Below are 26,172 nucleotides of genomic sequence, written 5' to 3'. Positions count from 1 at the left end.
TTACTGGCACGTTCTATCAAAACGCTTCCCAGTAGTCCGATATCCTCCAAATACAAAAATAACCGCCACGAAGATAATTCTTCAAGACGGTTATTTAGTATATTTCTCGATATTACCCGACTGCTGTCATGCTCTCACAAAAAAAGACTGAAAAATTCAGTCTTTTTAAAATTATTTTTCAGCACCCATTAAAATACCAACAAATGAGGCAATTGCACCACCAAGTAATGGCGCAACTAAGTATACCCAGTAGTGTGATAAAGCTGAACCACCGGCTAAGATAGCAGGACCAAAACTACGGGCTGGGTTCAATGAAGCGCCAGTTAAGTTAAGGGTTGCCATGATAAGAATAGCAAGCGTAAGACCAATGGCAAATGGTGCCAATTGAGGGTTACCAAAACGTTGGCTAGTAACTGTTACGATAACGAAGACAAAAATGAAAGTTGCTAATGTTTCAACGAAGAAAGCATCGATACTTGTAATTTTTGGGAAATCAGTTTGACCAAGCATGTGAACAGGTAAGTGCATGGCACGAACTAATAATGAAACGACACCGGCACCAACAATCCCACCGATGAATTGTGAGACAACGTAGAATAAACCTTCACGCATATCAAGACGACGGTTAATCACCATTGCTAAAGTAACAGCGGGGTTAAAGTGACCACCTGAAATACCACCAACAGTAATGGCCATGATAGTAATTACTAAACCAAATGCCATCCCAATACCTAATGGTCCAACTGGCGTAGCAGTAGTGTTACCGATTGTAACGACACTCGTACCAATAAAGACGAGCATAAATGTACCCATAAATTCTGCGAAATATTTGCGCATGTTAATTCTCCCTAGAATAATATATTTTATGATTGCGTTTTTAATTTTACCATAAATCGATAAAGATTGTGCATTTGTCCTTTTTCATTAGAAAATACAAATGCAACTAACATTAAATGTTAACAATGATTAAATTTTTGATATAAATAGCCACGAATTAAGGCTATTTAATGGTTTGTGTTTACGTTAGGTTAGAAAAAAGAGTAATATTATCATATTGTTTTTCACAATTATATATGTATGTTAAGGAGTAAATAAACATATGGACAAAAAACGTATTGGTTTAGGTGCCCTTGTGTTGATGATGTTTACGACGATCTTTGGTTTTGCCAATGGTCCAATTGCATTTGAACAAATGGGATATGCTTCAATTATTTGGTATATCTTGGGTGCGATCTTATTCTTCTTACCAACTTCAATGATGTATGCCGAATATGGTTCAGCATTGAAAGAGGCTAAGGGTGGTATTTATTCATGGATGGAACGTTCATTGGGTAAAAAAGTTTCATTTATCGTTACTTTTATTGGGTTGGCATCTTGGATTATCTGGATGATTACAATCTCACAAAAAGTGTGGATTCCATTAGCAACTTTGATTTCTGGTCATGATACAACTGGTTCATGGTCACTTTTCGGTCTTGGTAGTGGTAAAACAATCGGAATCTTAGCGGTCTTGTTTGTCCTTGTAGTAGCATTCTTTGTTACAAACGGGGTTAAATCAATTTCACGCATTTCTGCGGTTGGTGGTACCGCTGTTATGGCCTTGAACGGAATCTTATTAGTGATTTCATTAATCGTTGTCTTTGCACACGGTGGCCACTTCGCCGAACCAATTCATGCTAAATCATTTATCGTATCAACGGCGCCTGGCTTTAACACCGTGCCAGAAATGATTGCCTTTGCCCTTTACGCCATCTTTGCGTATGCTGGATTGGAACAAATGGGTGGGATCATTGATGATGTTGAGCACGCTGAAAAGAACTATCCTAAGGCAACTATCTTTGCCACAGCTATTATCGGGATTGGTTACGCTCTTTCAATTCTTTTATGGGGTGCCACTACTAACTGGACTGACTTAAGTCACGATAAAGCGGCTAACTTGGGTAACATCGTGTATGTCTTGATGAACAACTTGGGTTACCAATTTGGTAGCGTACTTGGATTATCACACGGTGGTATGGTAACGATGGGTAACTTCTTTGCTCGTTTTGCTGGTATTTCAATGTTCTTGGCTTACATGGGTTCATTCTTCGTCTTGACGTTTGCGCCATTGAAGTCATTTATCTTGGGAACACCTGCTAAAGTATGGCCTAAGAAGATTACTGAATTAAACAAGCACGGTGTGCCAGCTGCAGCCGTTTGGGCACAAGCAATCATCGTTGCGGTCCTTGTACTTTTAATTTCATTTGGTGGTAAAAATGCTGCACAACTTTACCTTGTGTTAACTAACATGGGTAATGTGGCATCATCACTTCCATATGTATTCTTGGTATTAGCTTTCCCATTCTTCAAGAAATTAAAGGATATTGAACGTCCATTTGTTTTCTATAAATCACACGCTTCAACTTGGATTGTTACAATCATTACTGATGCTTTGATTGTGGTTTCAATTGGTTTAACAATTATTCAACCATTCCAACAACATGACTACTTCAGTGGTATTTGGACATTAGCTGGCCCAATCGTCTTTGGATTGATGGCTTGGATTATGTTTGAAATTGCTGAGAAGAAGCATGGTAAGTTATAAAATAAAGAGTGCTCTGCGGGTCGGTTAGACATCGTAGCGTACTAGAAAAAATTCCTTGGTGCAACGCACCAGGGAATTTTTTTGTATACGCCTAGATGGCTGACCCGCAGAGCACGTTTTGGCTAACAGATATCGGTAATAATAATTATTACTAATATCTAACTAGCGGGCTGCCAAATAAGTTTCACAATTTGTTATAATTAGTAACCAAAGAGACACGGATTAAGGAGAACATTATGCGATATACAACGGCGGGTGAAAGTCACGGACCAGAAGAAATTGCGATTATTGAAGGAATTCCAGCAGGCTTACCGATTACTAGTGCAGAGGTGAATCAGGAATTGGCACGCCGCCAACATGCTTATGGGCGTGGGGGCCGGCAATTAATTGAATTTGATACAGTGACCTTCATGTCAGGGATTCGCCACCAAATGACATTAGGTTCGCCAATTACGCTGAATGTACATAATGATGATCATAATAACTGGACGGCTATTATGGCTCCAGATGAACCAGCTACACCTGAAAATACGCTACGTAAAGTGTTACGACCACGGCCGGGGCATGCCGATTTAATTGGGGGAATGAAGTATCGCCACCAAGCCGATTTACGTAATGTTTTAGAACGGTCATCAGCACGTGAAACGGTAATGCGTGTTGCCGTTGGGGCGGTTGCTAAAAAATTATTACGGGAATTAGGGATTGATGTTCATGGCTTTGTTTTAAGTGTCGGCCCGGTTAAAGGGGATGCTCAAGTGTTAACTCAATATCAATCATTGGATGAAGTGCGCCAAGTAACTGAAAGTTTTGCAACCCGGGCCCTAGATGCCAAAACGGATGCCAAAATGCAAGCTTTGATTGATGAGACCAAACGTAATCGTGACACGGTTGGAGGGATGGTCCAAGTCTTAGCGACCGGTGTTCCAGCAGGATTGGGATCATATGTTAGTGCTGATACGAAGTTAGATGCTAAAATCGCCCGCGCAATTGTTGGCATCAATGCTTTTAAAGCTGTTGATTTTGGGGAAGCTTTTGATCATGTGCAATTATTCGGTAGCCAAGTAATGGATGAAATTTTATGGAGTGAAGAACAAGGATTTTACCGGGCTACTGATAATATGGGTGGCTTTGAAGGTGGGATGACCACTGGTGAAATGATTGTTGTCCGCGGTGTTGTTAAACCAATTCCAACGTTATATCGGCCAATGCGCTCCGTTGATATTGATACGCACACGGAACATAAAGCCAGTATTGAACGTTCTGATACAACAGCGGTCACGGCCGCGGCAGTAATTGCCGAACATATGGTAGCGATTGAATTAGCTAAGGCCATTTTAGATAAATTTGATACGGACAATTTGGCGCGGTTACAAGAACAATTAACAGCTTATCGGGCTGAAATCAAAAACTTTTAGGAGAAATACAAGCATGCAAAAATTAAGGCACGCCGTAAATGGGTTAAGTGGTTCCTTACGTGGACCAAGTGATAAAAGTATTACGCACCGTGCGTTAATTTTAGGTTCATTAGCTCAAGGGCAGACATATATTAAGCAACCACTAGCGTCAGCTGATATCACGAGCACAATGAATGCTTTACGATCATTAGGCGTTAAATTTACGGTTCAAGCAGCTGGCACAATTGTGGTTGATAGTCCCGGGATGGCTAATTTTGCACGTCCCGAAAATTTAGTTTTGGATATGGGAAATTCAGGTACGTCGACGCGCTTGCTAGCCGGGGTGTTTGCCGGGTTAGATTTACCGGTGACAATGACCGGGGATGCTAGTTTATCAACGCGGCCGATGCAACGGATTATTACGCCATTAACGAATTTAGGTGCCGAAATTCAAAGTGTCGATGGTCATTTACCATTAACAATTAGCCGTGGTATTCAAGCCCAACCAATTAAATTCACGTTGCCGCTTGGCTCAGCTCAAGTCAAAAATACGGTCCTGTTAGCCGGGCTAGTCGCTGGGGTGGCAACGACAATTACTGATGATTTTGGCACCCGTGATCATACCGAGCAGATGTTACCCGCCTTTGGGGTGACCCTTGAACAAGTGGATAACACATTCACTATTCCCGACGGTCAAAAACTTCAAGCGACTGAAATTGAAGTCCCAGCTGATATATCCGCAGCTGCTTTTTGGTTAGTGGCGGGTACAATTGTCCCAAAAAGTGTTATAAAACTAACAAAAGTTAATGTAAATCAGACCCGGGCCGGTATTTTAAAGGTTTTAAACCAAATGGGCGCGACAATTAAGCAGCAAACGATTGCCGCCGCCGAGCCCATGGCGAATCTAGAAATTATGGCCCAACCAAGCTTGCAGCCCGTAAAAATTACCGCAGCTGATGTCCCAACGATGATTGATGAATTACCAATTATTGCGTTAGCCGCAACCCAAGCCAACGGACAAACAATTATTAGTGGCGCCCAAGAATTAGCGGTCAAAGAAACGAACCGCATTACGACGGTCACGACGGAATTAAAAAAACTGGGTGCTGATATTACTGCCACTTATGATGGTTTTATCATTAATGGCCCAACTAATTTAGCGGTAGCGGCACCGACGACGGTTGATGGCCATGGTGATCACCGGATTGCGATGATGTTAAGTATTGCGGCTTTAATTACGGCTGGCGAAGTTAACTTAGTTGATCCAGAGAGTGTTGTGATCTCTTATCCAACATTTTTTGAAGATTTAGAACATTTAACGCAACAAGCATAGGAGTAACAATGCAAATTATATTAGTTGGCTTTATGGGGGTCGGTAAAACGACAGTTGGTCAATTGTTAGCCAATACCTTAGCGCAACCATTTATTGATTTGGATGCGGAATTTAATACGGTGACTGGATACACGCCGGGAGCGTATATGCACCAATTTTCGGAAGCTCAATTCCGCCAAGTCGAACAACAAATTTTAAAAACGCAATTACAACAACCCCAAGCCGTCATTAGTAGTGGTGGTGGGGTCTTAACGTTACCAACGAGTCGAGAAATCATGCAAACGAGTGATTTTTACGTTGTGTATTTAGCGAGTGATTTTGCCGTTAATATCGGGCGCTTAAAAGGTGATAGCCACCCGCGGCCATTAATGACCAAGTTAACCGCGCATGGCTTACATGAATTATGGCAAACGCGGCAAGCCCATTATCAAAGCGTGGCCAATTTAACGATTAACACTAACGGCTTAATCCCGGCAGCGATTGTCGCGCAAATTATTAGCAAACTTGACGAGGAACCCATTCATGGATAAATATGGTTTAATTGGCGATCCCATTAATCATTCAAAATCACCGCAAATGCAAACCGCCGCGCTGAAACAAGCGGGCATCTCGGCAACGTATACGTTACTAAATGAACCGGGTGAAGAACTTGCGCAAATTATAACGCGTTTACGGACAAATAACGTGGCGGGCTTTAATGTCACGACGCCATTTAAGCAAGCCATTATCCCATTGCTAGATGAACTTGATGCATCGGCAGCAACGATTCAAGCGGTCAATACGGTTAAGAATGTTGCTGGTAAATTAATTGGCTATTCAACCGATGGGGCTGGTTTTTGGGATAGTTTACCGCAAATTCCAGTTGGTAGTAAGGTGGCCGTAATTGGGGCCGGTGGGGCGGCAAAAGCCATAATTGGGGCAGCGCCAGCCAATGTTGACGTATGTGTGTTTAACCGTGAGAGTGCAAGTTTTGGTGAGCATCAAGCTAGTTTACAAGCATTATTTAAACTTGAATTACAGCCATTAACAACTTTGCCAGCCCAATTGGCGGAGATTGATATCTTGATTAATGCTACTAGTGTTGGCTTGCATGATAATGTCAGTGTGCTAACCTTGGCTGACTTTACCGGGCTAAAACCTAGCGCATTAGTCATTGATTTAGTATACAAACATGGACAAACCCAATTTTTGACGTACGCTAGCGCCACACAGCATGCGACGATGGGGGGCTTGCCAATGTTGGTGATGCAAGGGGCGCTTAGTTTTACAATTTGGCAGCAACAAGCAGCTGATATTACAGCCATGCAAGCGGCGTTATAGGTTTGATTATAAAAAAGTTCGGTGTGTTGATATCGCCGAGCTTTTTTTATTGATTTTGAAATAAATAAAAAATAAAGTGAGATGAATTATGTTATATTTGACCTAATTAATAGGAATATTAATTTTTTTAGAACTTAAGTTAATTGAGCAAAGTACAGGAGGGAACTGCCAATGACTAAACGTGCAATAACATTTTTTAATTTATTGGTATTACTAGGATCATTTTTAGTAATTCCACTAACGACATTAACCCAAACTTCGGTTAGTGCAGCCGGCGGTACTGATTGGGGGGACCAATTCATTACTAAAGCTGAGTTAGAAGATCAAAACGGGAATACCAAAGATAGCTTCTTTATTAATGAAAATATGCAAGCTAACTGGAGTTTTAACATTCCAAAGGGAACGGCTATTAAGGCTGGCGACACAATGACGGTGCCAATCCCAACCGAACTACATGCGACCAGTAATGTCGCCTTTCCAATTGTCGATGCATCAGGTAAAACGATTGGGAATGCCATTGCTGATCCAACAACTGGCAAACTAGTGATTACTTTTACGCAAGAAGCGGCCGACGAAGCCCAGACTGGGATTACCGGGAACTTTAATGTCTTTGTTAAATGGGATGCTTCTAAAGTTAAAGATAATACCGTCGTCCCACTGGATTGGGGGAAGGGTGGTAAGTCATCAGCGACCATTAAGCCAAGTAGTGGGCCGAATGCAGCAGAAGTTTTAGCCAAAAGTGGGTACGTCGATCCTGCTGATCCGACCACAATTCACTGGACGGTACGGATTAACTTTGCCCAACAAGATATTAAAAATGGGGTTTACACAGATACGGTTGGCCCTAACCAAAAGTTTAATCCAAGTTCAGTATCCGCAAAATTCTTAAACCACGACCCTGGTCAAGCTAACTATACGGTTGATAGTAATGTACCTACAAGTAGTATCGTGACCGATAGTGATCAAAAATTCCATATTAATTTTGGTGATTTTTCAAAAACTGCGGTAATTTACTACACAACTACCGCGACCGATAATGGGGCTTCGGCAACGTATGAAAATGCGGGGGCGTTAACTGGTGAAAATATTCAAGAAGTTGATCGTGATGTGCAAACACCTAAAAATGGTGGTGGTGGTAACAGTGAAACGACCACATTCGTCCGGGGAGCCAAAATTTGGGATGACACGTATAATGCTGATAACGTCCGGCCGCAATCAATTACGGTTAACTTATTAGCCAATGGTAAACAAATTGCGACCAAACAAGTGACGGCAGAAACTGCCTACACGTTTAATACGTGGTTTTACTCATTTACCGATTTACCTAAATACGATGCAAATAAGAAATTAATTGTTTACACTGTAACGGAAGATAGTGTGCCAAATTATTCTTCCAAAACAATTTTAGGTAATGAAGGAACGTCAATCAATTTTGCTAATACGTACACGCCTGGTCAAACAAGTATTTCAGTCACCAAAGCATGGAATGACCAAAATAATCAAGATGGGACTCGGCCAAGCAGTATTCAAGTCCAACTTTACCGGAATGGGCAAGCCCAAAACAAACCAGCAACCTTAAATGCTGCTAATAATTGGTCATTTACGTGGGATCAATTACCTGAAAAATCAGCTGGGGATACGAATACGTATACCGTTAAAGAAGTCAATGTGCCTACTGGATATGCTTCAGTTATTACGGGCGATGCGACGAACGGTTATATGATTACTAACAATCACACCGCTGCGCTAACAACGATTAATGTTGTTAAATCATGGCATGATAATGGTAATCAAGATGGGACCCGCCCACAAGAAATTAGTGTCCAACTTTACGATGGTACTGAAAAAATTGGGGCCCCAATTACGCTCTCAGCAGCTAATAACTGGAAGGGAAGTTGGCAAAACTTACCAAAATACAGTGATGGTAAATTAATCAATTATTCAGCTAAAGAAGTCACAGTGCCACAAGGCTATGTTGAAAAAGATGGTGTTTTAAACAATAACAATACTATTATTATTACAAATAGTTACAAAACGGAATTAACTGAGATAAAAGTGATTAAAGATTGGCATGATGAAGATAATCAAGATGGTAGTCGCCCACAAGCAATTACGGTTAATTTAGTAGTTGAAGGTAAAATTATCGCTAGTCAAAAAGTAACTGCCGCAACAAATTGGCAAGCAACTTTTAGCGATTTGGATAAATATCACAATGGTCAACCGATTGATTATACGGTAACTGAAAATGCGGTTGCTGGTTACACGAGTGAAGTGGTTAAAAATGCGGATGGTAGTTTCACGATTACTAATACGCACACTCCTAAAAAGGATGAACCGGTGATACCTGATATTGAACCAACCAATCCCGATGATCAACCAGTTACGCCTAATGACGACCATAATTTGATTCCTGATAAAGATGCTAACGGTAATCAAATTATCGATCCAACGAATGGGCAACCGGAATATATTGATCCAACGACCAATCAACCGGGCATAATTGATCCAAAAACGCATTCATTTGTTGTCGTTAATCCGGTAACGGGGGGCCCTATTAATGGGACAATCTTACCTAAAACAGATGAACAAAAAGCAACGTGGTTAGTAGTGCTCGGGGCTGGCCTCTTGGTTATTGTGAGTGGTTTGTTCTGGTTTTTACGTAAAAACAAGTAAAAATAAAAGAGCTGTGACATAAGTCGGGCGATATCGAGAAATACACTAAAAATCCTCTATGAAGAAAATTCTTCGTAGAGGATTTTTCGAATATATCGGACTTCTGGAGCGCTTTTTGGCAACAATTTAGTACTCGAAAAGAGTTATGTCACAACCCATTTCACTCAAATTGAGCATCGTATAACTTACGATAGACCCCATCAGGTTGTTGCAAGAGGGTCGTGTGCGTACCCCGTTCAACGATGTTACCGTGATCCATGACCAAAATTTGGTCCGCGTTGTGCACCGTACTTAACCGGTGGGCAATCACAATTGCGGTTTTGGCCACCATTAAATTGTCCAAAGCGTGTTGAATGGTTTTTTCAGATTCATTATCTAAGGCCGCCGTCGCTTCGTCTAAGATGACAATTGGGGCATCTTTTAGCAACGCTCGCGCAATACTAAGGCGTTGCTTTTGGCCACCAGATAACTTAATCCCTCGTTCACCAACGGCAGTATCCATTCCATCAGGTAGCCCAGTAATGAATTCGGCGATGTCAGCTTGCTTAGCGGCATGCCAAAGCATGTCAGTGGTCGCAGCAGGCGTCCCGTAAGCAATGTTGTCACCAATACTGCCATCAACAATAATCACATCTTGACTAACAAGGGAGATATGGCGGCGTAAATCGTGCGTCGCAATGCTAGTGATGGCTTGATTATCAAAGGCAATCGTACCATCGGTGGCATCATATAAACGCATCAACAAGCGGATTAACGTTGATTTACCAGCACCGGAACGGCCAACTAAGGCAGTGGTTTTTCCAGCTGGGATCTGGCAAGTTAGATGTTCGAGGGCATCGGCAGTTTTGAGTTCGTATTGGAAACTGACGTCATCAAAAGTAATGCCGGTTGTTAATGGTTCAGGAAAAGCAACCGGGTTAGTAGGCTCAATAATCGCGGCATTAACTTCCATCACATCATGGATGCGGTCATAAGAAACTTGGGCGGTTTGAAAAATATTGATTAATCGTGAAAATGAATTAATCGGATTTTGGAGCAAGGTGACATAACTTAAGTAGGCGACTAAATCCCCAATGGTCATTTGGCCTTTAATAACTAAATATCCTCCAAATGCTAAGACAATAGCCGTCCCACTAGTATTAATGAGTAGTAATAATGGTTGGAAGATAGCTTGCCATTTGGTCGCTTCAAGGGTATAGCTATTGGTTTTATCAACGATATCCGCAAAAACTTCGGTTTCAGCTTGCTCGGTCGTATAACTTTTAATCAACTCAATTTCGGTTAAAGTCGCTTGCAATTGATTAGAAATTTGCGAGTTCATTGACCGAACTTTACTATAGGCTTCACGAATCCGTCCGCGGAAAAAACGAATCGTAATAAATAAAATTGGGAAGGTAATGCTAACTAATAACGCCAAGCGCCAGTTTTGAATATATAAAAAGACGAGGACGACAATAAACGTAAACGTATTCCCAACGAGCCCTAAACTATCGCTCGAAATTAGGGATTGTAGGTTATTAATATCACTTGTCAGCCGGACCATTAAGTCACCGGTTTTTGAATTTTGAAAGAAGGCGTAATCTTGCTTCAAAATTTTGGTATACGTTTTGAGGCGGAGTTCTTTGATCGATTGTTGTGATAAAATTTGCATCATGTAAGTTGAAGCAAATGATAGTAAACCTAAAATAATGGTAGTGATTAATAAACCGCCAACATCTAACCAAAGCGCATTAATACGATGTTGGGCCAAGGCGTGGTCAATAATATTTTTGGTGAATTGCGGAATAATAAAATTAAGGCCGGCAATCACGATTAACAAGCCAATATTTAAAAACAAGAGGCTTTTACGCTTTAAGACACTATTGAAAACAAATTGAAGCATTTGGAGCATGGTTGTATCTGAATTTTTTAACTGTGCTTTTATTTCAGATGGGCTCATACGGCCAGAACCTTGGGGCATACAAGAACCTCCTTGATGGGATAAAATTTTAGGAAACTAAATAATTATTTTAGAGTTAAAATACCGATATGATAGGTATTTATCAGCAATATTAAAAAAATTTTAAATCTTTTAGTTTACTATTTTGATAATTACTAGTATACTCTCCTTTATCAAAAACACGTTGATTAGGACGAGTAACTTTGGCATAGTCACCAGAGAGATCATGGTAATGGAAATTGATCGGCGAAACCATTGTGAACACTACCTATGAGTACAGCAGGAGTATGGTAACAGAAAGCGCTGTCGGAGTTATTAGCCGTTATCCTAATAGTTGAGTTATCGTTACTCGTTTTTTGTGTAACGGTGAAATTGGGTGGTACCGTGCTAATTGCACCCCTGGATAAATATCCAGGGGTGTTTTTTGTTTTTGATACAAAAAAGTTATCCACAGAAAAGGAGGGTTCAATATTATGGCAGAAAAAAAGTTAAAGCGTGATTTATCACCACGACACATGCAAATGATTGCGCTGGGTGGCACAATCGGCGTTGGTTTATTTATGGGTGCTGCAGCCACCATCAAGTGGACAGGACCATCAGTCCTGTTGGCCTATGCATTTGCCGGCATGTTACTGTATTTAGTCATGCGGGCGTTGGGTGAAATGCTATATGTTAACCCAACGACTGGTTCATTTGTAAATTATGCCAATGAATACATTCACCCGTTGGCGGGGTATTTAACGGCTTGGAGTAATATTTTCCAATGGTTAGTTGTTAGTATTAGTGAAGTCATCGCAGTAGGGGCCTATTTACATTATTGGTGGCCTAATTTTCCAACTTGGACGGCCGGGATTGTGGTCATTGTCAGTTTAGCACTCGCGAACTTAGTGTCAGTTAAAGCGTTTGGTGAAATGGAATTTTGGTTTGCCTCAATCAAAGTTTTCACCATTATTGCGATGATTATTTTAGGGTTGTTAGTTATTTTCTTAGGTCTTGGTAATCACTGGCACCCCGTTGGTTTTAGTAATTTATGGAGTCATGGTGGCTTTTTCACGGGTGGCTTTAAAGGTTTCTTCTTTGCATTATCAATTATTGTTGGTTCATACCAAGGGATTGAAATTATAGGGTTAACCGCTGGGGAAGCTAAAAATCCAAAAGAAGCTGTAGTTAAATCAATTCACTCAATTGTGTTTCGAATTTTGATTTTCTACATTGGGGCAATTTTTGTGATTGTAACCATTTATCCATGGAATCAATTGAGTGCCATTGGCTCACCATTTGTGCAAACTTTTGCTAAAGTCGGGATTACCTTTGCAGCGGGTTTGATTAACTTTGTGATGTTAACGGCTGCGATGTCAGGTTGTAATTCAGGGATTTTTAGTTCTAGCCGGATGCTTTACACATTAGGTTTGGATCACGAAATCTCAAAAAAATTCACCAAAGTTTCGCGCTTTAACGTCCCATATATTGGGGTTATCGTAATGGCCACGGGAATGCTTATTGGTTTAGTTTTAAACGAATTAGCTCCCATATTTTTACACTCAAATACGAATGTTTTTGTCGTAGTGTATAGCTCAAGTGTGTTACCAGGGATGGTACCATGGTTTGTGATTTTGCTAAGTGACTTAAAATTCCGCCGGTCAAATCCCGATTTATTAAAGCAACACCCATTTAAAATGCCACTTTTCCCATTTACAAACTATTTTGCACTATTTATGTTAGTAGTGATTTTAGGTTTCATGTTAATTAATCCGGAAACAAAAGTTTCAGTCATTGTCGGGTTAATTGTCTTAGCTGCCTTAACGGTAATTTATGGGCTACGCCAATTTATTAAAAATGCTCGTGTTAATAAGGTTGCTGAGAGTAAAAATTAGAATCATGCAAAAAATAATGATTTTATAATCTTTTTGGTTTACTAATTGGCATTTACCTTGTATACTCTTGGTTAATAAATCAAAACGTTGAGTAGGATTAAGTAATTCAGCTAGCATCTCCAGAAAGATCACGTTGATGGGAGTGATTGATGCTAAATGAACGAAATCTCCCTACGAGTCTAGTTGAGTACACATTTGGTGGAAAGTGCTAGCGAGGTTATTGGCCGTTACCCCGATAAGAGTTGTAGGACTTTATACTGTAGTATTTTTGTGCTACTTAACTTGGGTGGAACCGTGCGATGAGCGCCCCTAGATTTTATTGAGAATCTAGGGGCGTTTTTGTATATATCGCAGGAAGCGAGGGGTAAGGTATGGCAGAGAAAGAATTAAAGCGTGAGTTATCATCACGACACATGCAAATGATTGCATTAGGCGGTACGATTGGGGTTGGATTATTTATGGGTGCGGGGTCAACGATTAAATGGACCGGACCATCAGCATTATTAGCTTATGCATTTGCGGGAATTATTTTGTATTTTGTAATGCGGGCTTTAGGTGAAATGTTATATGTTGATCCAACGACAGGTTCATTTGTAAACTATGCAAGTAAATATATTCATCCATTTGCGGGTTTTCTAACAGCGTGGAGTAATGTGTTCCAATGGTTAGTTGTGGGAATTAGTGAAGTGATTGCGGTCGGTACGTATTTACATTACTGGTGGCCCAATTTCCCATCATGGGTCGCCGGAATTGTTGTTGTCTTGACACTGGCGGGTGCTAATTTATTTTCAGTACGTGCGTTTGGCGAATTAGAATTTTGGTTTGCCTTTATCAAAGTTGCGACGATTGTGATTATGATTATTCTTGGTTTAGGGGTTATTTTATTGGGGATTGGTAATAATGGTCACCCAGTTGGGTTTAGCAATTTATGGGCACATGGTGGTTTCTTTACTGGTGGTATTAAAGGATTTTTCTTTGCACTATCATTGGTTATGGGGGCATATCAAGGGGTTGAATTAATTGGTTTAACGGCCGGGGAAGCTAAAAATCCCCAAGAAGCAATTGTTAAATCAATTCGCACAATCGTCGGGCGAGTATTAATTTTTTACGTTGGTGCAATTTTTGTGATCGTCACAATTTACCCATGGAACGAGTTAAATGCAATTGGGTCACCATTTGTTCAAACCTTTACGAAAGTTGGGATTACCGTGGCCGCTGGGCTAATTAATTTTGTAATGTTAACAGCAGCAATGTCAGGTTGTAACTCAGGAATGTTTAGTGCCAGCCGAATGCTTTACACGCTAGGTAATACTCATGATGCTTCACCAGCATTTACAAAGCTTTCACGCTTTAAAGTGCCATATGTACCAGTAATAGTTTTATCAGCGGGAATGCTAATTGGGATGTTGTTAAATGAATTACCAATGGCCGCATCAACAAATGTATTTGTGATTGTCTACAGTTCAAGTGTGTTACCAGGGATGGTGCCATGGTTTGTGATTTTAATTAGTAACTTGAAATTCCGCCGCGATCACGCGCACCAATTTCCAAATCACCCATTCAAAATGCCACTCTTTCCGTTTTCAAATTACTTCTCATTAATTGTGTTAGCAATAGTTGTGGTCTTTATGTTTATTAATCAAGAAACCCGGATTTCCGTAATCGTTGGTGCGTTGTACTTAGCAGTGGTTAGTGCGGTGTATATCGTACGGGCCATCGTGACAAAACCTAAAACGGTGACGAATAAAAACACGATTATTAACTAAATTTGTAAAAATAAATAATTAACCTAAAAAAGTCCAGTGATTACTTTCACGGACTTTTTTAGCTATAATAAGGGGTAATTAGATAAATTGGAGGGCCTCATGGAATTTACCACCAGTGATAAAATAAAAATTGCCTATACCGATCAAGGCCAAGGTCCCACGCTAATTTTTTTAGCTGGCTTTTCGGGGATTAAAGAGGAATGGCAACAACAAATCCCATTTTTTGTGGCACAAGGTTACCGTGTAGTGGCTTTTGATGCTCGGAATCATGGGCATTCAACGCACCGTGAATTAAACTTAAAAATTGCTCGGTTAGGTCAAGATTTAGCCGAATTAATAGCCCAGTTACAGCTTAATAATGTTACGTTAATTGGCCATTCAATGGGTTCAGCCGTAATTTGGGCGTATTGTATGTTGCATGGGACCACTAAGATTAAGCAAATCGTCACGACTGATGAATCACCATATCCGATGAATACATCAACATGGCCATATGGCGTTTTAAACCTTAACTGGAGTAATGTGGCGGTTGAAGCGGCAACGGTTATGCAAACTAAAATGGCGCAACTACCAATTGCTGAAGCCGTAAAAGATAATTTACGGGCCGAACATAAGCAATATCCATTTGATTTTGAAGGTAATCAACCACTGTTACGGAATCATTTGACGCAAGATTGGCGTGATTTAATTGCAACGTTAACGGTCCCACAATTATACTTAGCTGGTGGTGCATCACCTTTATGGGATTCAGCCCATGCTCAGGCATGTGTAGTCTTAGCCCAAAGTGGCTTAGCCCAGGCACATGTTTTCCCTGGGGCGGGGCATTTACCCCAACTTGAAGTGCCACAGGAATACAACCGGGTTATCAGTGAATTTTTAACATTATAATAGTAAAGAAGGCGACGAAATGGAACGAATAGCAGTGTACTGTGGGGCCTCGGTGGGGAACCAAGAGGTATATCAAAAAATTACGACTGAATTAGGCCAATGGTTAGTGGAACAAAATCTAGGCTTGGTTTACGGTGGTGGTAAATATGGTTTGATGGGCATTCTAGCAAATCAAGTCCTTGACTTGGGTGGGGATGTGATTGGAATTGTCCCAAAGAATTTAGCTGATATGGGGACGATTTTAGAACGCTTAGATGACGTCCGCGTCGTTCCTGATATTTCCGAACGTAAGCTAGAAATGTTACGCTTAAGCGATGGCTGCCTAGCATTACCAGGGGGGCCAGGAACGTTAGAAGAAATTGTCGATGCCTTTTCATGGATGCGAATTGGGGATAATTTAAAACCATGTGCATTCTATAACGTCAACGGCTATTACAATGATTTACAAGCAATGTTTCAAACGATGGTAAATAATGAATTTTTAACACAAACTGATTTTGATAAATTACTATTTTCCGATTCATTAGCAGAAATTTACCAGTTCATGGATACTTATGTACCACCAGTTATTGATATTAAAGGTTAAATAGAAAGAGGGTATGTATGGCTTTACTAGCATTATTATTTGTCAGTATCGGGGCGTTTATTACGCATCCGACACCATTGGGGGCTGTTATTGTCGTATTTGTGGCCGTCATATTTACATTTGTGGCCCCTAAGTTAGTGCGTGGGCTACGCAAGCTTTTGAATGAACAATTAAAATAAAGAATATGTAACAAAAGGCTCCTTGAAAAATTATTCAGGGAGCCTTTTGGCGTATTTTTAGTGGTGATACAATTCATCAATGACCCCTAAAAGCGCTTGCTGCGTCGGGGTTAGCATATGGTTAGTCCGATAAACTAAACTCGTGATAAACATTGGTTGCGCTTCATCAAGAATCGGGATGCTAATAATATCATCGCGGTTAGGCGTTGCGACTTCACTCAAAAAGGTGATGGCAACATTTTCAGCGACCATATTCATCAAAAAGTTAACATCATGGGATTGAAAAATAATCTTCGGTGTAAAATGATTTTGGCGTGCCATAATCCGGATTGCTTCAGTATGGGCAAAACTTGAGGCAAAAATAATAAAATTTTCTTTCTTTAAGTCCGCAAAATAAACGCCGGCTTTTTTTTGTGCGAGCGGGTGATCTTTAGAGAGAAAAATGCGAAAGGGACTGCGCCCAAGTTCAGTTCGCGATAGTTCCGGATCATTATCATTCGTAATGGTACCTAATAAGGCTAAATCAATTTCACCTGCTAATAGACGGCGGCGTAAAATACTGGATTCGGCTTCCACTAAGGTAATTTCAGCTAACATTTGGCGTTGTTGTAAGGCATGGGCAATTTTGGCAAAATAACTATTCTGAATAATTGGGGGAATCCCAAAAAATAATTGTTGGCGATTTAGCCGCTCAATTTCGGCCTTGCTAACACGCCATTCATTGAGAATTGTGGCGACGTGTTGGGCAAATTGTTGGCCACTAGGGGTGACGATTAATTCATTATGTGAACGATCGCGAATGACGAGGGTCGTATCGAGTTCATTTTCTAAGCGTTTGATGGCACTACTGATAGTTGGTTGACTTACATTGAAGTATGCGGCCACTTTTGAAAAACTTTTTTGTAAAATTAATTGATTAAAATATTCAAAATCATGCAGATACATAATTCAACTCCAGTCATAGCAAGGATTTTGACCTTACATATAAAATAATTTTATAAGCTCTTTAACGGTTGACTATAACATTTAATGGATAATATAGTCAATGATATCAAATGGTTTAAGGTAATATTTAACTTTTAATAGTGTTTGCCAGTTAAATTATTTTAAATCGGCCCATTTATTAGAGAGGATTATTATGGAAGAGGAAGAGCATTTATTTAATAAGAACTTTATCAGTGTCACCGTCATCAACTTTGTAGTGTACTTAGTTTACTACTTGTTGATCGTTATTATCGCTGTGATTGCCCAAAAGCATTTACATGCAAGTCTTGCAGAGGCTGGGCTTGCTTCCGGAATTTATATTATCGGGACGTTATTTGCCCGCCTGCTTATTGGTAAAAAGTTGGAAATTCTTGGTCGTAAGAATGTCTTACGTTATGGGGGGCTTGCCTACCTAATTACGACCGCTGCTTACCTATACATGCCTAATTTAGCTATTTTATTTGCAATTCGTTTATTGAACGGTTTCTGTTACGGGATGGTTTCAACGGCCACCAATGCGATTGTGACGGAATACATTCCCTTTTCAAAACGGGGTGAAGGGATTAACTACTACGGTTTAAGTACGAGTTTAGCCGCCGCTTTTGGACCATTGATTGGTCTTTTATTACTCACATACACTAATTTCTACACAATCATTATCATATCAATTATCTTAATCGTCCTTTCAACACTTGGTAGCTTTATCTTACCAGTTAAAGAAATCGAAGTTAACCCCGATCACTTAGCAACGATGAAGAGTTGGAAACTCAACACGTTCATGGAACGTAAAGTGTTATTTATTTCATTCATCGGTTTGTTGATGGGACTAGCGTACTCGAGTGTCCTTTCATTCTTGGCATCATATGCTGAAGCCATTCACTTAGTCCAAGTCAGTTCATTCTTCTTCTTAGTTTATGCCGGTGCGGTTACCTTGACGCGACCCATGTCTGGGAAAATGTTTGACCGCTTTGGTGAAGACAGTGTCATGTATCCTAGTTATATCTTCTTAACCCTAGGGTTGTTTGCGCTTAGTTTTACCACGGTTGGTTGGCAATTACTTGGTTCGGGGGTCTTAGTTGGTTTAGGATACGGAACATTTATGTCAAATGGACAAGCCGTCGTGTTAAAGACTTTACGGACAGAATCTCACAAAATCGGTCTGGGTCTTTCAACGTACTTTATCGGCCTTGACCTTGGAATTGGGATTGGGCCTTACATTTTAGGTGAATTGAAAAACTTTATTTCATTCCAAGAAATGTACTTAGTGGCCGGTATTTTACCATTAGTATGTGCCGTCCTTTACAAGATTTACTACAATCCAAGTAAAGTTACTAAAGGCATTGAACAAGAAATCCACCATCTTACTGAACATGCCCAACACGGAAAAGTTGCTAAATAATTAATAAGACCTCGTCGCTTAGCGGTGAGGTCTTATTTTTGGTAATTTAGTGTGTAAATTGCTAGACTAGCATTGAAACACGAACTTATTTTAAGGTAAGCAAACCGAGGGGGAATTTATATGTACTATTCTAATGGTAACTATGAAGCATTTGCACGACCACGAAAACCAGCCGGCGTTGATCAAAAATCAGCGTATATTGTTGGGGGTGGTTTGGCTGGTTTAGCTGCGGCCGCATTTTTAGTTCGCGATGGTCATATGGCGGGTGAACGGATTCATGTTTTTGAAGAATTAGCAATTCCGGGTGGGGCACTTGATGGAGCCTTAAATCCAGATACGGGATTTATCATTCGTGGGGGGCGCGAAATGGAAAACCACTTTGAGTGTTTATGGGATTTATATCACTCAATTCCGTCACTTGAAGTTGAAGATGCTTCCGTTTTAGATGAATTTTATTGGCTTGATAAAGATGATCCGAATTCATCAAATTGTCGGTTAATTTACAAAAATGGCCAAGAAGTCCCAGATGATGGTGAATTTACATTAGGTAAAGCCACCGCTGAAATTATCAAATTGGTGATGACACCAGAAGATGCCTTGATTGGGCAAAGTATCGAAGACTTTTTCTCAGATGAGTTTTTTGCATCTAATTTCTGGTATTACTGGTGCTCAATGTTTGCGTTTGAACGGTGGCATTCAGCCCAAGAAATGCGTCGCTATGTGATGCGCTTTATCCACCACGTGAAGGGCTTGCCTGATTTTACCGCCTTGAAATTCACACGTTACAATCAATATGAATCACTCGTATTACCATTGATTAAATATCTTGAAAATCATGGGGTTGATTTCCAATACGATACCATCGTTAAAAATGTGGAAGTTGAAATTAATGGTGACGAAAAAGTTGCTAAACGCATTTTCTTAGTCCAAGCAGGGGCTGAAAAAACGCTTGATTTAACACCCGATGATTTAGTATTTGTAACTAACGGTTCGATTACTGAAAGTACGACGCATGGTAGTCATCACCAACCAGCCATTCCTAATCCTGATATGGGGGCCAGTTGGCAATTATGGCAAAACTTAGCTCAACAATCACCAGAATTTGGGAAACCAGATGTGTTTAGTACTAATTTACCAGCTCAAAGTTGGTATATTTCAGCTACGGTAACCCTTAAAAATGAAGATGTGATTCCATACTTGGAACGCTTAACGAATCGCGACACCCATTCAGGTAAAATTGTGACCGGGGGGATTGTCACTGTCCGCGATTCAAATTGGTTAATGAGTTTCTGTGTTCACCGCCAACCCCACTTTAAGCAACAAAATCCTGATGAAACAATTATGTGGGTCTATGCATTACTTTCTGATGAACCTGGTAATTACGTTAACAAGAAAATTGTTGATTGTACTGGTGAAGAAATTGCCCAAGAATTGTTCTATCACTTAGGGGTACCCGCCCACCGGATTAAAGAATTTGCCGCTAATTCATGTAATGTCGTACCAACGTACATGCCATTTATTACGTCATACTTTATGAAACGTGAACCAGGTGATCGCCCATTGGTAATCCCAAATGGTTCAAAAAACTTAGCCTTTATTGGTAACTTTGCGGAAACAGAACGTGATACGGTCTTTACGACTGAATATTCAGTTCGAACAGCGATGGAAGCCGTTTACCAATTACTAGACGTTGAACGCGGTGTCCCAGAAGTCTTTGCCTCAGTTTATGATATTCGCGAACTTTTAAAATCAATTTATGTGCTTAGTGACGGCAAGACAATTGATGAACTTGATATTCCGGTACCACGCTTTGCTAAGCGCATTGGTCGCCGTAAAATTGAAGGAACGTTTATTGAAGAGCTATTGAAACAAGCAAAATTGATCGATTAACTAAAAAGAACCAAAAGCCATTGGCTTTTGGTTCTTTTTAGTTAATCGGCATCCGCAATGATGTCAATAATTTCAGCTAATGATTCTTTTGCTTCAGGAATGATTGGTAAAGATGAGAAAACGTGCAACATTTTAGGATAGATATGCGTGTTAACATCCCAATCATGTTCAAGGGCAAGGCTTTTAAAACGTTTAGCATCTGCGAATAAAATATCGTGCGTGCCAGTAAAGACATCAATGGGTGGTAAGTTACTTGAATCACCATAGATGGGACTAACCAAGGGATCACTTGGTGCTAGCGGTCCGGCATATTTTTCACCTTGGAAGCGGAGTTGACCAGTATTTAACATCGGATCGAGCGGTTGAATTGCATCAATTGCGGGATTAGTCATTGTAACATCTAACCAAGGTGATAATAAGATTGCCCGCCGAGGTAATAAATCAGCATCAAGATCACGCAATTTTTGCATGAAGGCGAGTTGGAAACCACCCCCAGCTGAATCACCCATAAAGGTAATGTTTTCGGGCTTGACACCTTCTTCAGCAAGTAATTGCTTGTATGAATCTAGAATCATGTCATGCACTTCGGGAGCATGGTGTGCCGGTGCTTTGGGATAAATTGGCATGACAATCCGCGCGTTAAGCTCTTTGGCGAGGTGATGAAGCATGGCGTAGTGGAAATAAATTGGTTGCATCCAATAGGCACCACCATGGACGTAGAAAATAATGCGTTCATTATCTTCATTGAATTCGTTTAATTCAATGACATCGGCATTATCAGGGCGGGCTTTAAAGCCAAACTGTAATTGGATATTTTTGGGCAAGGCATAGGGTTGTTCACTCGCTTGATACAATTTTTGATAATCAGCCACGGACTTGATTGGTGGGAATGGCTTGAGGACCTTGATAGCATCGCTGATTAACCAACTGCTTTGACTTTGGTGTTCTTTGTGTGCTTGGTATTTACTGTAGGCGTAACCAGTGCCAAGAGTTGCTAGTAGGAAGGCTCCAAATTTATATTTCATTGACGATACTCCTTTAATTAAGTGTTTATTTTAGTCTAGCATAGGATAAAATTTTAGTGGATTATCAAGTCTCCACCAAAGGGACTAAATTTGGTTGATGATCGATTGTAGTGCCACCAAAGACCAAGTGCGGACGTAATAAACGATTTTCAGCAGGCTGACCTTCGAGTTGCACTAACAGGCTGTCAATTAGCGCTTGGGCGATTTCTTTGAGGGGCTGTTGGACGGTTGTTAGCCGTTGACTAGTAATTTGATTTAAAAAAATACCGTCAAAGCCAATTACACTAACTGTCTCAGGCACTTTAATTTTGTTAAGCGCCAGACCATTTAATAACCCCATTGCAATCCGATCAGTGGCAGCGACAAAGGCACTATTAGGTTTGATATCGAGATGGCGAATTAGTTGGAAAGCTTGTTTTTCGTTATTTAAAATTTGGTGGACATGTCGTGGGGTTTGGAATTTATTAATGGCCCCCAAATAACCGACTAACCGTGCTAGCGCAAAGTATTCCGGCAGTTTAACCCCGACATAATAAATGTTTTCAATGCCTTGTTCTAGCAAATAAGTTGTTGCCATATAAGTGCCAAGTGAATTATCAACATCGACAAACGGAATTGCTGGGCCAAGGGAACCATAAGTAACGACGGGTTTACCAAGAGTTTGCAAAAATGGAATGTCAGTTTGGCGGCCACCTACAACAATTAAACCATCGACGTGATTAACTTCAACTTGGCGGTTATGCCCAATTTCTAAACTATAACCTAACCGTTGTAATTCCTCAGCTAGGTAGATTAGTAACTTAGCATAATATGGTTCGACAGTTTCGATATCTTCTAAAATTAAAAATTGAATTACATAATGGCGGCTTTGAGTAAGCGCAAGGGCCGCGCGATTAGGTGTATAACCAAGGCTATCAATCACTTTTTCAACTAGTTCACGAACATCAGCAGAGACCTGTTCAGGGTGATTGATAACCCGTGAAACAGTCATTTTTGAGACATGGGCTTCACGAGCAATATCAGTCAAAGTTGTCATGGTAAAAATTCTCCTTTAAATTCTTGTTACCGGTAACACGCATGAAACCATTGTAAGCGTTTCCATTATGCGATAAATTAAGGGAGTAGTCAAAGTTATTTAAGATAAATTAATTTCTAGGAGGAAATTAACATGCAAGCAAGTGCAAATCACGTTCGTAGTTTACCACTACTTTCGAAAAAAACGATTATGTTGATGACATTTGGTAACTTAGGAGTTTCAATGGCCTTTTCTTTACAAAGTTCAAGTATGGGCCGGATTTTCCAAACAATCGGTGCTGACCCGACTAAATTAGGTTTCTTCTTTATTTTACCACCACTAATGGGATTGTTTGTGCAACCTTTAGTTGGTTATTTTTCAGATAAAACGTGGTTACCTAAGCTTGGTGGTCGGCGCTTACCTTATTTATTAATTGGTGCTTTTGTTTCAGTAATTATGATGATATTGCTACCTAACTCAGGTTCATTTGGCTTTGGATATGGTTCCTTAGCGGCGTTATCATTTGGTGCTTTTGCAATTCTATTTATGGATTTATCTTCTAACGTGGCCATGCAACCATTTAAAATGATTATCGGGGATACCGTTAATGATAATCAAAAGAACTATGCGTGGTCATATCAATCAATTTGGAGTAATATCGGTAGTATTTTAGCAACCTTGCTACCATTTGGGTTAACGGCGCTTGGAGTAGCCAATGTTGCTGTTAAAGGACGGATTCCTGATTCTGTAATTTATGCTTTCTACATTGGGGCAATTTTATTGATTGTGAGTTCATTATTTACAGTTAAAAACGTACATGAATATGATGATGTCGAATATGCTAAATATCATGGAGTAACTAACGAACAAAAAAATGAAAAGAAGGGGTTCCTTGAATTATTAAAATCAGCGCCTAAAGTTTTCTGGACATTAACTATTGTACAATTCTTCTGCTGGGGCGCGTTCCAATACCTTTGGACTTATGGAACTGGTGCTGTTGCGGCCAATGTTTGGAACACAACGGATCCAACGACGGCTGCCTACCAAGCTGCTGGAAACTGGTTTGGAATTTTATCAGCTGTTCAAGCGGTAGCATCAGTGTTATGGGGCTTTATTTTATCTAGTACTCACCCAAGTCAACGTAAAATGGCGTACTTTGGTGGCCTTTTACTAGGTGGGATTGGATTTGCTTCAATCTTCTTTATCCACACGCAATATCCACTAATCATTTCATTTATTTTAATCGGAATTGGTTGGGTAACCACAACTTCAATTCCATTTATGTACTTAACGACGGCGCTACAAGGTCAAAATGAAGGAACTTACTTGGGACTATTTAATGGGTCAATTTGCTTACCACAAATCGTGGCTTCAGTTGCTTCATTCGCTGTCTTCCCATTATTACATGATCATATGCCAAGTATGTTGTTGATTTCAGGTATTCTATTGGTCATTGGGGCTTTTGCATCATTTGGTGTTAAAGAACACCTCACTGGGGTAGCTAAATAATTTAAAGGAGAATTAAGATGGCAGCACAATTAAAATGGTGGCAAGATCAAGTTGCCTATCAAGTATATCCACGGTCTTTTCAAGATACGAATGCGGATGGGATTGGTGACTTACAAGGAATTATCAGTAAGTTAGATTATTTAGAAGGCCTTGGTGTGACGATGGTGTGGATTTCACCAATTTACCAATCACCAATGGTTGATATGGGGTATGACATTTCGGATTACCAAGCGATTGATCCCCAATTTGGGACGATGGCTGATTTTGATGAACTACTAGCTAAAGCCAACGAACATGGGATTAAAATCATTATGGATTTAGTGGTTAACCATACTTCTGATCAACACGCGTGGTTTAAAGCTGCCTTGGCGGATCCCACTAGTAAATATCGCGATTACTATATTTTTAAACAAACAACCGATGGTCAAGTGCCTAACAACTGGCGGGGGATCTTTGGCGGATCAACTTGGACGGCAGTTCCTGGTGAACCAGGCAATTACTATTTTCATACATTTGCGCCCCAACAACCCGAGTTAAACTGGGAAAATCCCGCTTTACGCCAAGAAATTTACCAAATGATCAATTGGTGGTTAGACAAAGGGATTGGTGGTTTCCGGATTGATGCGATTACCCACCTAAAGAAAGATTTAGACTGGGCTAGTATTGAACCGGATGCGGCAGATGGCATGGCAAGCGTAGTTAAAAAGGGCCAAAATCGGCCTGGAATTAATGTCTTTTTAGATGAACTTAAGCGGGAAACTTTTGATAAGTATGATTGTGTTACAATTGGTGAAGCTTACGGAGTCCCTGAAGCTGATTTGGCACGCTACATCGGTCCAGATGGTTATTTCTCAATGATTTTTGATTTCAGTTATATGAACATTGATGTCAAAAATGTTGATGAATGGTTCCGTGGGCGGTCGAATTGGACGGTACCGGAATTAAAAGATATTTTGTTTAACAGTCAACGGGCAATTCATGCGATTGGCGGCCATGCTGCTAATGTGTTGGAAAACCATGATCAACCGCGGGTCTTATCAAAATTAGTGCCAAATACGGCTGACCAAACACCGACCGCCGCCAAAGCCTTGGCAACGATGTACTATTATTTACCAGGGATTCCATTTATTTATCAAGGGCAGGAATTGGGGATGAAAAATGCCCATCGCCAATCAATCGATGAATTCAACGATGTTTCAACGTTGAACAACTACCGAGAAGGGTTAGCTGCGGGCATGAGTGCAGAAGAAACGCTAGCTTCGGTTAATGCTAAGTCACGGGATAATGCACGGACGCCAATGCAATGGGATGATAGTGAATTTGGTGGCTTTTCAACGGTGACACCATGGTTACCAATGGGGGATGATCGGGCCGGTATTAATTTTGCGGCCGAAGATCCTGATCAAGCCTCAGTCCTTAATTTCTATCGTGCATTGAGTCAATTACGTAATACGGATATTCATCGGATACTAGTTGAAGGCACCTTGGAACCACTGAATTTAGGAGCTAATGTGGTCGCGTATGAACGCCACCTTGAGACAGAAAAGGTCACCGTTTTGGTTAACTTAGATAATCAAGCAACTACAGTTGATTACAAGATTAGTAAAATTCTGTTGAATAACTTACCAACGTTAACGAAGGCGAATGAACAACTAACGCTCGCACCATATCAAGCATTAGTCGTGCGGTAATAAAATAATAAAAAGGGGTTGTGACATAACCCTATAAAAAAAGGGCCACTAAATGAAATTTTAAATTTCATTTAGTGGCCCTTTTAGATATAATCAAAAGAAAAAAGCATCGGGTGCAACCAA

At 40.3% G+C, this 26,172-nt stretch carries 20 protein-coding genes and 1 other annotated feature; of the genes, 15 read left to right on the top strand and 5 right to left on the bottom strand.

Going from position 1 to position 26,172, the window contains the following annotated elements; translation table 11 throughout:
* Positions 1 to 171 precede the first annotated feature (171 nt).
* Positions 172 to 837, bottom strand: a complete 666-nt coding sequence (locus LQZ76_RS01100; protein ID WP_230097932.1) for an MIP/aquaporin family protein — start codon at positions 835 to 837, stop codon at positions 172 to 174.
* Between the two features lie 262 nt (positions 838 to 1,099).
* Between LQZ76_RS01100 and yjeM the strand changes: the two genes are divergently transcribed.
* The 6 genes from yjeM (at position 1,100) to LQZ76_RS01070 (ending at position 9,304) form a co-directional block, all read left to right on the top strand.
* Entirely contained in the window at positions 1,100 to 2,584 is a 1,485-nt protein-coding gene (yjeM, locus tag LQZ76_RS01095; RefSeq protein WP_230097931.1) for a glutamate/gamma-aminobutyrate family transporter YjeM, read from the top strand.
* A 236-nt stretch (positions 2,585 to 2,820) separates the two neighbouring features.
* Positions 2,821 to 3,999 carry a chorismate synthase gene (aroC, locus tag LQZ76_RS01090; protein ID WP_230097930.1) on the top strand — a complete coding sequence of 393 codons (1,179 nt, stop codon included), beginning with the start codon at positions 2,821 to 2,823 and terminating at the stop codon, positions 3,997 to 3,999.
* A gap of 13 nt (positions 4,000 to 4,012) precedes the next feature.
* Positions 4,013 to 5,311: a 3-phosphoshikimate 1-carboxyvinyltransferase gene (gene aroA / locus LQZ76_RS01085; RefSeq protein WP_230097929.1), complete on the top strand. Its 1,299-nt coding sequence runs from the start codon at positions 4,013 to 4,015 to the stop codon at positions 5,309 to 5,311.
* An 8-nt stretch (positions 5,312 to 5,319) separates the two neighbouring features.
* Positions 5,320 to 5,841 (top strand): shikimate kinase, encoded by a 522-nt coding sequence (locus tag LQZ76_RS01080; RefSeq protein ID WP_230097928.1) that lies wholly within the window; start codon positions 5,320 to 5,322, stop codon positions 5,839 to 5,841.
* Positions 5,834 to 6,631, top strand: coding sequence for a shikimate dehydrogenase (gene aroE / locus LQZ76_RS01075; RefSeq protein ID WP_230097927.1), 798 nt, complete (start codon positions 5,834 to 5,836; stop codon positions 6,629 to 6,631). The genes LQZ76_RS01080 and aroE overlap by 8 nt, the downstream gene beginning before the upstream one ends.
* Positions 6,632 to 6,802: 171 nt before the next feature.
* Positions 6,803 to 9,304 carry a Cna B-type domain-containing protein gene (locus LQZ76_RS01070; RefSeq protein ID WP_230097926.1) on the top strand — a complete coding sequence of 834 codons (2,502 nt, stop codon included), beginning with the start codon at positions 6,803 to 6,805 and terminating at the stop codon, positions 9,302 to 9,304.
* A 160-nt stretch (positions 9,305 to 9,464) separates the two neighbouring features.
* Here LQZ76_RS01070 and LQZ76_RS01065 read toward each other — a convergent pair whose 3' ends face one another.
* Positions 9,465 to 11,264, bottom strand: coding sequence for an ABC transporter ATP-binding protein (locus LQZ76_RS01065; protein WP_230097925.1), 1,800 nt, complete (start codon positions 11,262 to 11,264; stop codon positions 9,465 to 9,467).
* A gap of 154 nt (positions 11,265 to 11,418) precedes the next feature.
* Positions 11,419 to 11,647 (top strand) — a binding site (T-box leader).
* 69 nt (positions 11,648 to 11,716) lie between these two features.
* On the opposite strand from LQZ76_RS01065, the gene LQZ76_RS01060 reads away from it, so the two are divergent.
* The 5 genes from LQZ76_RS01060 to LQZ76_RS01040 all read left to right on the top strand — a co-directional run bounded on the left by LQZ76_RS01060 (position 11,717) and on the right by LQZ76_RS01040 (position 16,536).
* A complete protein-coding gene (locus LQZ76_RS01060; RefSeq protein WP_230097924.1) occupies positions 11,717 to 13,117 on the top strand; it encodes an amino acid permease in 1,401 nt (466 codons plus the stop codon).
* 371 nt (positions 13,118 to 13,488) lie between these two features.
* On the top strand, positions 13,489 to 14,883 hold the full coding sequence (locus tag LQZ76_RS01055; RefSeq protein ID WP_230097923.1) for an amino acid permease: 1,395 nt from the start codon (positions 13,489 to 13,491) through the stop codon (positions 14,881 to 14,883).
* Between the two features lie 99 nt (positions 14,884 to 14,982).
* The gene (locus LQZ76_RS01050; RefSeq protein WP_230097922.1) at positions 14,983 to 15,771 is read left to right on the top strand and encodes an alpha/beta fold hydrolase; all 789 of its coding nucleotides are present in this window, start codon (positions 14,983 to 14,985) and stop codon (positions 15,769 to 15,771) included.
* A gap of 19 nt (positions 15,772 to 15,790) precedes the next feature.
* Positions 15,791 to 16,357 carry an LOG family protein gene (locus tag LQZ76_RS01045; protein WP_230097921.1) on the top strand — a complete coding sequence of 189 codons (567 nt, stop codon included), beginning with the start codon at positions 15,791 to 15,793 and terminating at the stop codon, positions 16,355 to 16,357.
* Between the two features lie 17 nt (positions 16,358 to 16,374).
* On the top strand, positions 16,375 to 16,536 hold the full coding sequence (locus tag LQZ76_RS01040; protein WP_230097920.1) for a hypothetical protein: 162 nt from the start codon (positions 16,375 to 16,377) through the stop codon (positions 16,534 to 16,536).
* Between the two features lie 57 nt (positions 16,537 to 16,593).
* Here the strand turns inward: LQZ76_RS01040 and LQZ76_RS01035 are convergent, their stop codons facing one another.
* Positions 16,594 to 17,481, bottom strand: a complete 888-nt coding sequence (locus LQZ76_RS01035; protein ID WP_230097919.1) for a LysR family transcriptional regulator — start codon at positions 17,479 to 17,481, stop codon at positions 16,594 to 16,596.
* Positions 17,482 to 17,674: 193 nt separating this feature from the next.
* Here LQZ76_RS01035 and LQZ76_RS01030 point away from each other — a divergent pair, with 193 nt between their 5' ends.
* Both LQZ76_RS01030 and LQZ76_RS01025 read left to right on the top strand, forming a co-directional pair.
* Positions 17,675 to 18,919: an MFS transporter gene (locus LQZ76_RS01030; protein ID WP_230097918.1), complete on the top strand. Its 1,245-nt coding sequence runs from the start codon at positions 17,675 to 17,677 to the stop codon at positions 18,917 to 18,919.
* A gap of 120 nt (positions 18,920 to 19,039) precedes the next feature.
* On the top strand, positions 19,040 to 20,809 hold the full coding sequence (locus LQZ76_RS01025; RefSeq protein WP_230097917.1) for an oleate hydratase: 1,770 nt from the start codon (positions 19,040 to 19,042) through the stop codon (positions 20,807 to 20,809).
* 41 nt (positions 20,810 to 20,850) lie between these two features.
* On the opposite strand, the gene LQZ76_RS01020 is transcribed toward LQZ76_RS01025, so the two are convergent.
* Positions 20,851 to 21,834 carry an alpha/beta hydrolase fold domain-containing protein gene (locus tag LQZ76_RS01020; RefSeq protein ID WP_230097916.1) on the bottom strand — a complete coding sequence of 328 codons (984 nt, stop codon included), beginning with the start codon at positions 21,832 to 21,834 and terminating at the stop codon, positions 20,851 to 20,853.
* A 64-nt stretch (positions 21,835 to 21,898) separates the two neighbouring features.
* A complete protein-coding gene (locus LQZ76_RS01015) occupies positions 21,899 to 22,870 on the bottom strand; it encodes a LacI family DNA-binding transcriptional regulator (RefSeq protein ID WP_230097915.1) in 972 nt (323 codons plus the stop codon).
* A gap of 132 nt (positions 22,871 to 23,002) precedes the next feature.
* Here LQZ76_RS01015 and LQZ76_RS01010 point away from each other — a divergent pair, with 132 nt between their 5' ends.
* Entirely contained in the window at positions 23,003 to 24,358 is a 1,356-nt protein-coding gene (locus LQZ76_RS01010; RefSeq protein ID WP_432443417.1) for an SLC45 family MFS transporter, read from the top strand.
* Between the two features lie 17 nt (positions 24,359 to 24,375).
* Positions 24,376 to 26,049, top strand: coding sequence for an alpha-glucosidase (locus tag LQZ76_RS01005; protein WP_230097914.1), 1,674 nt, complete (start codon positions 24,376 to 24,378; stop codon positions 26,047 to 26,049).
* Positions 26,050 to 26,172 lie beyond the last annotated feature (123 nt).

Source organism: Periweissella ghanensis, assembly GCF_918814755.1.
GTDB classification, from domain to species: Bacteria; Bacillota; Bacilli; order Lactobacillales; family Lactobacillaceae; genus Periweissella; species Periweissella ghanensis.
The sequence above is the reverse complement of the archived record's forward strand: the minus strand, read 5'-3'. Positions and strand labels throughout refer to the sequence as shown.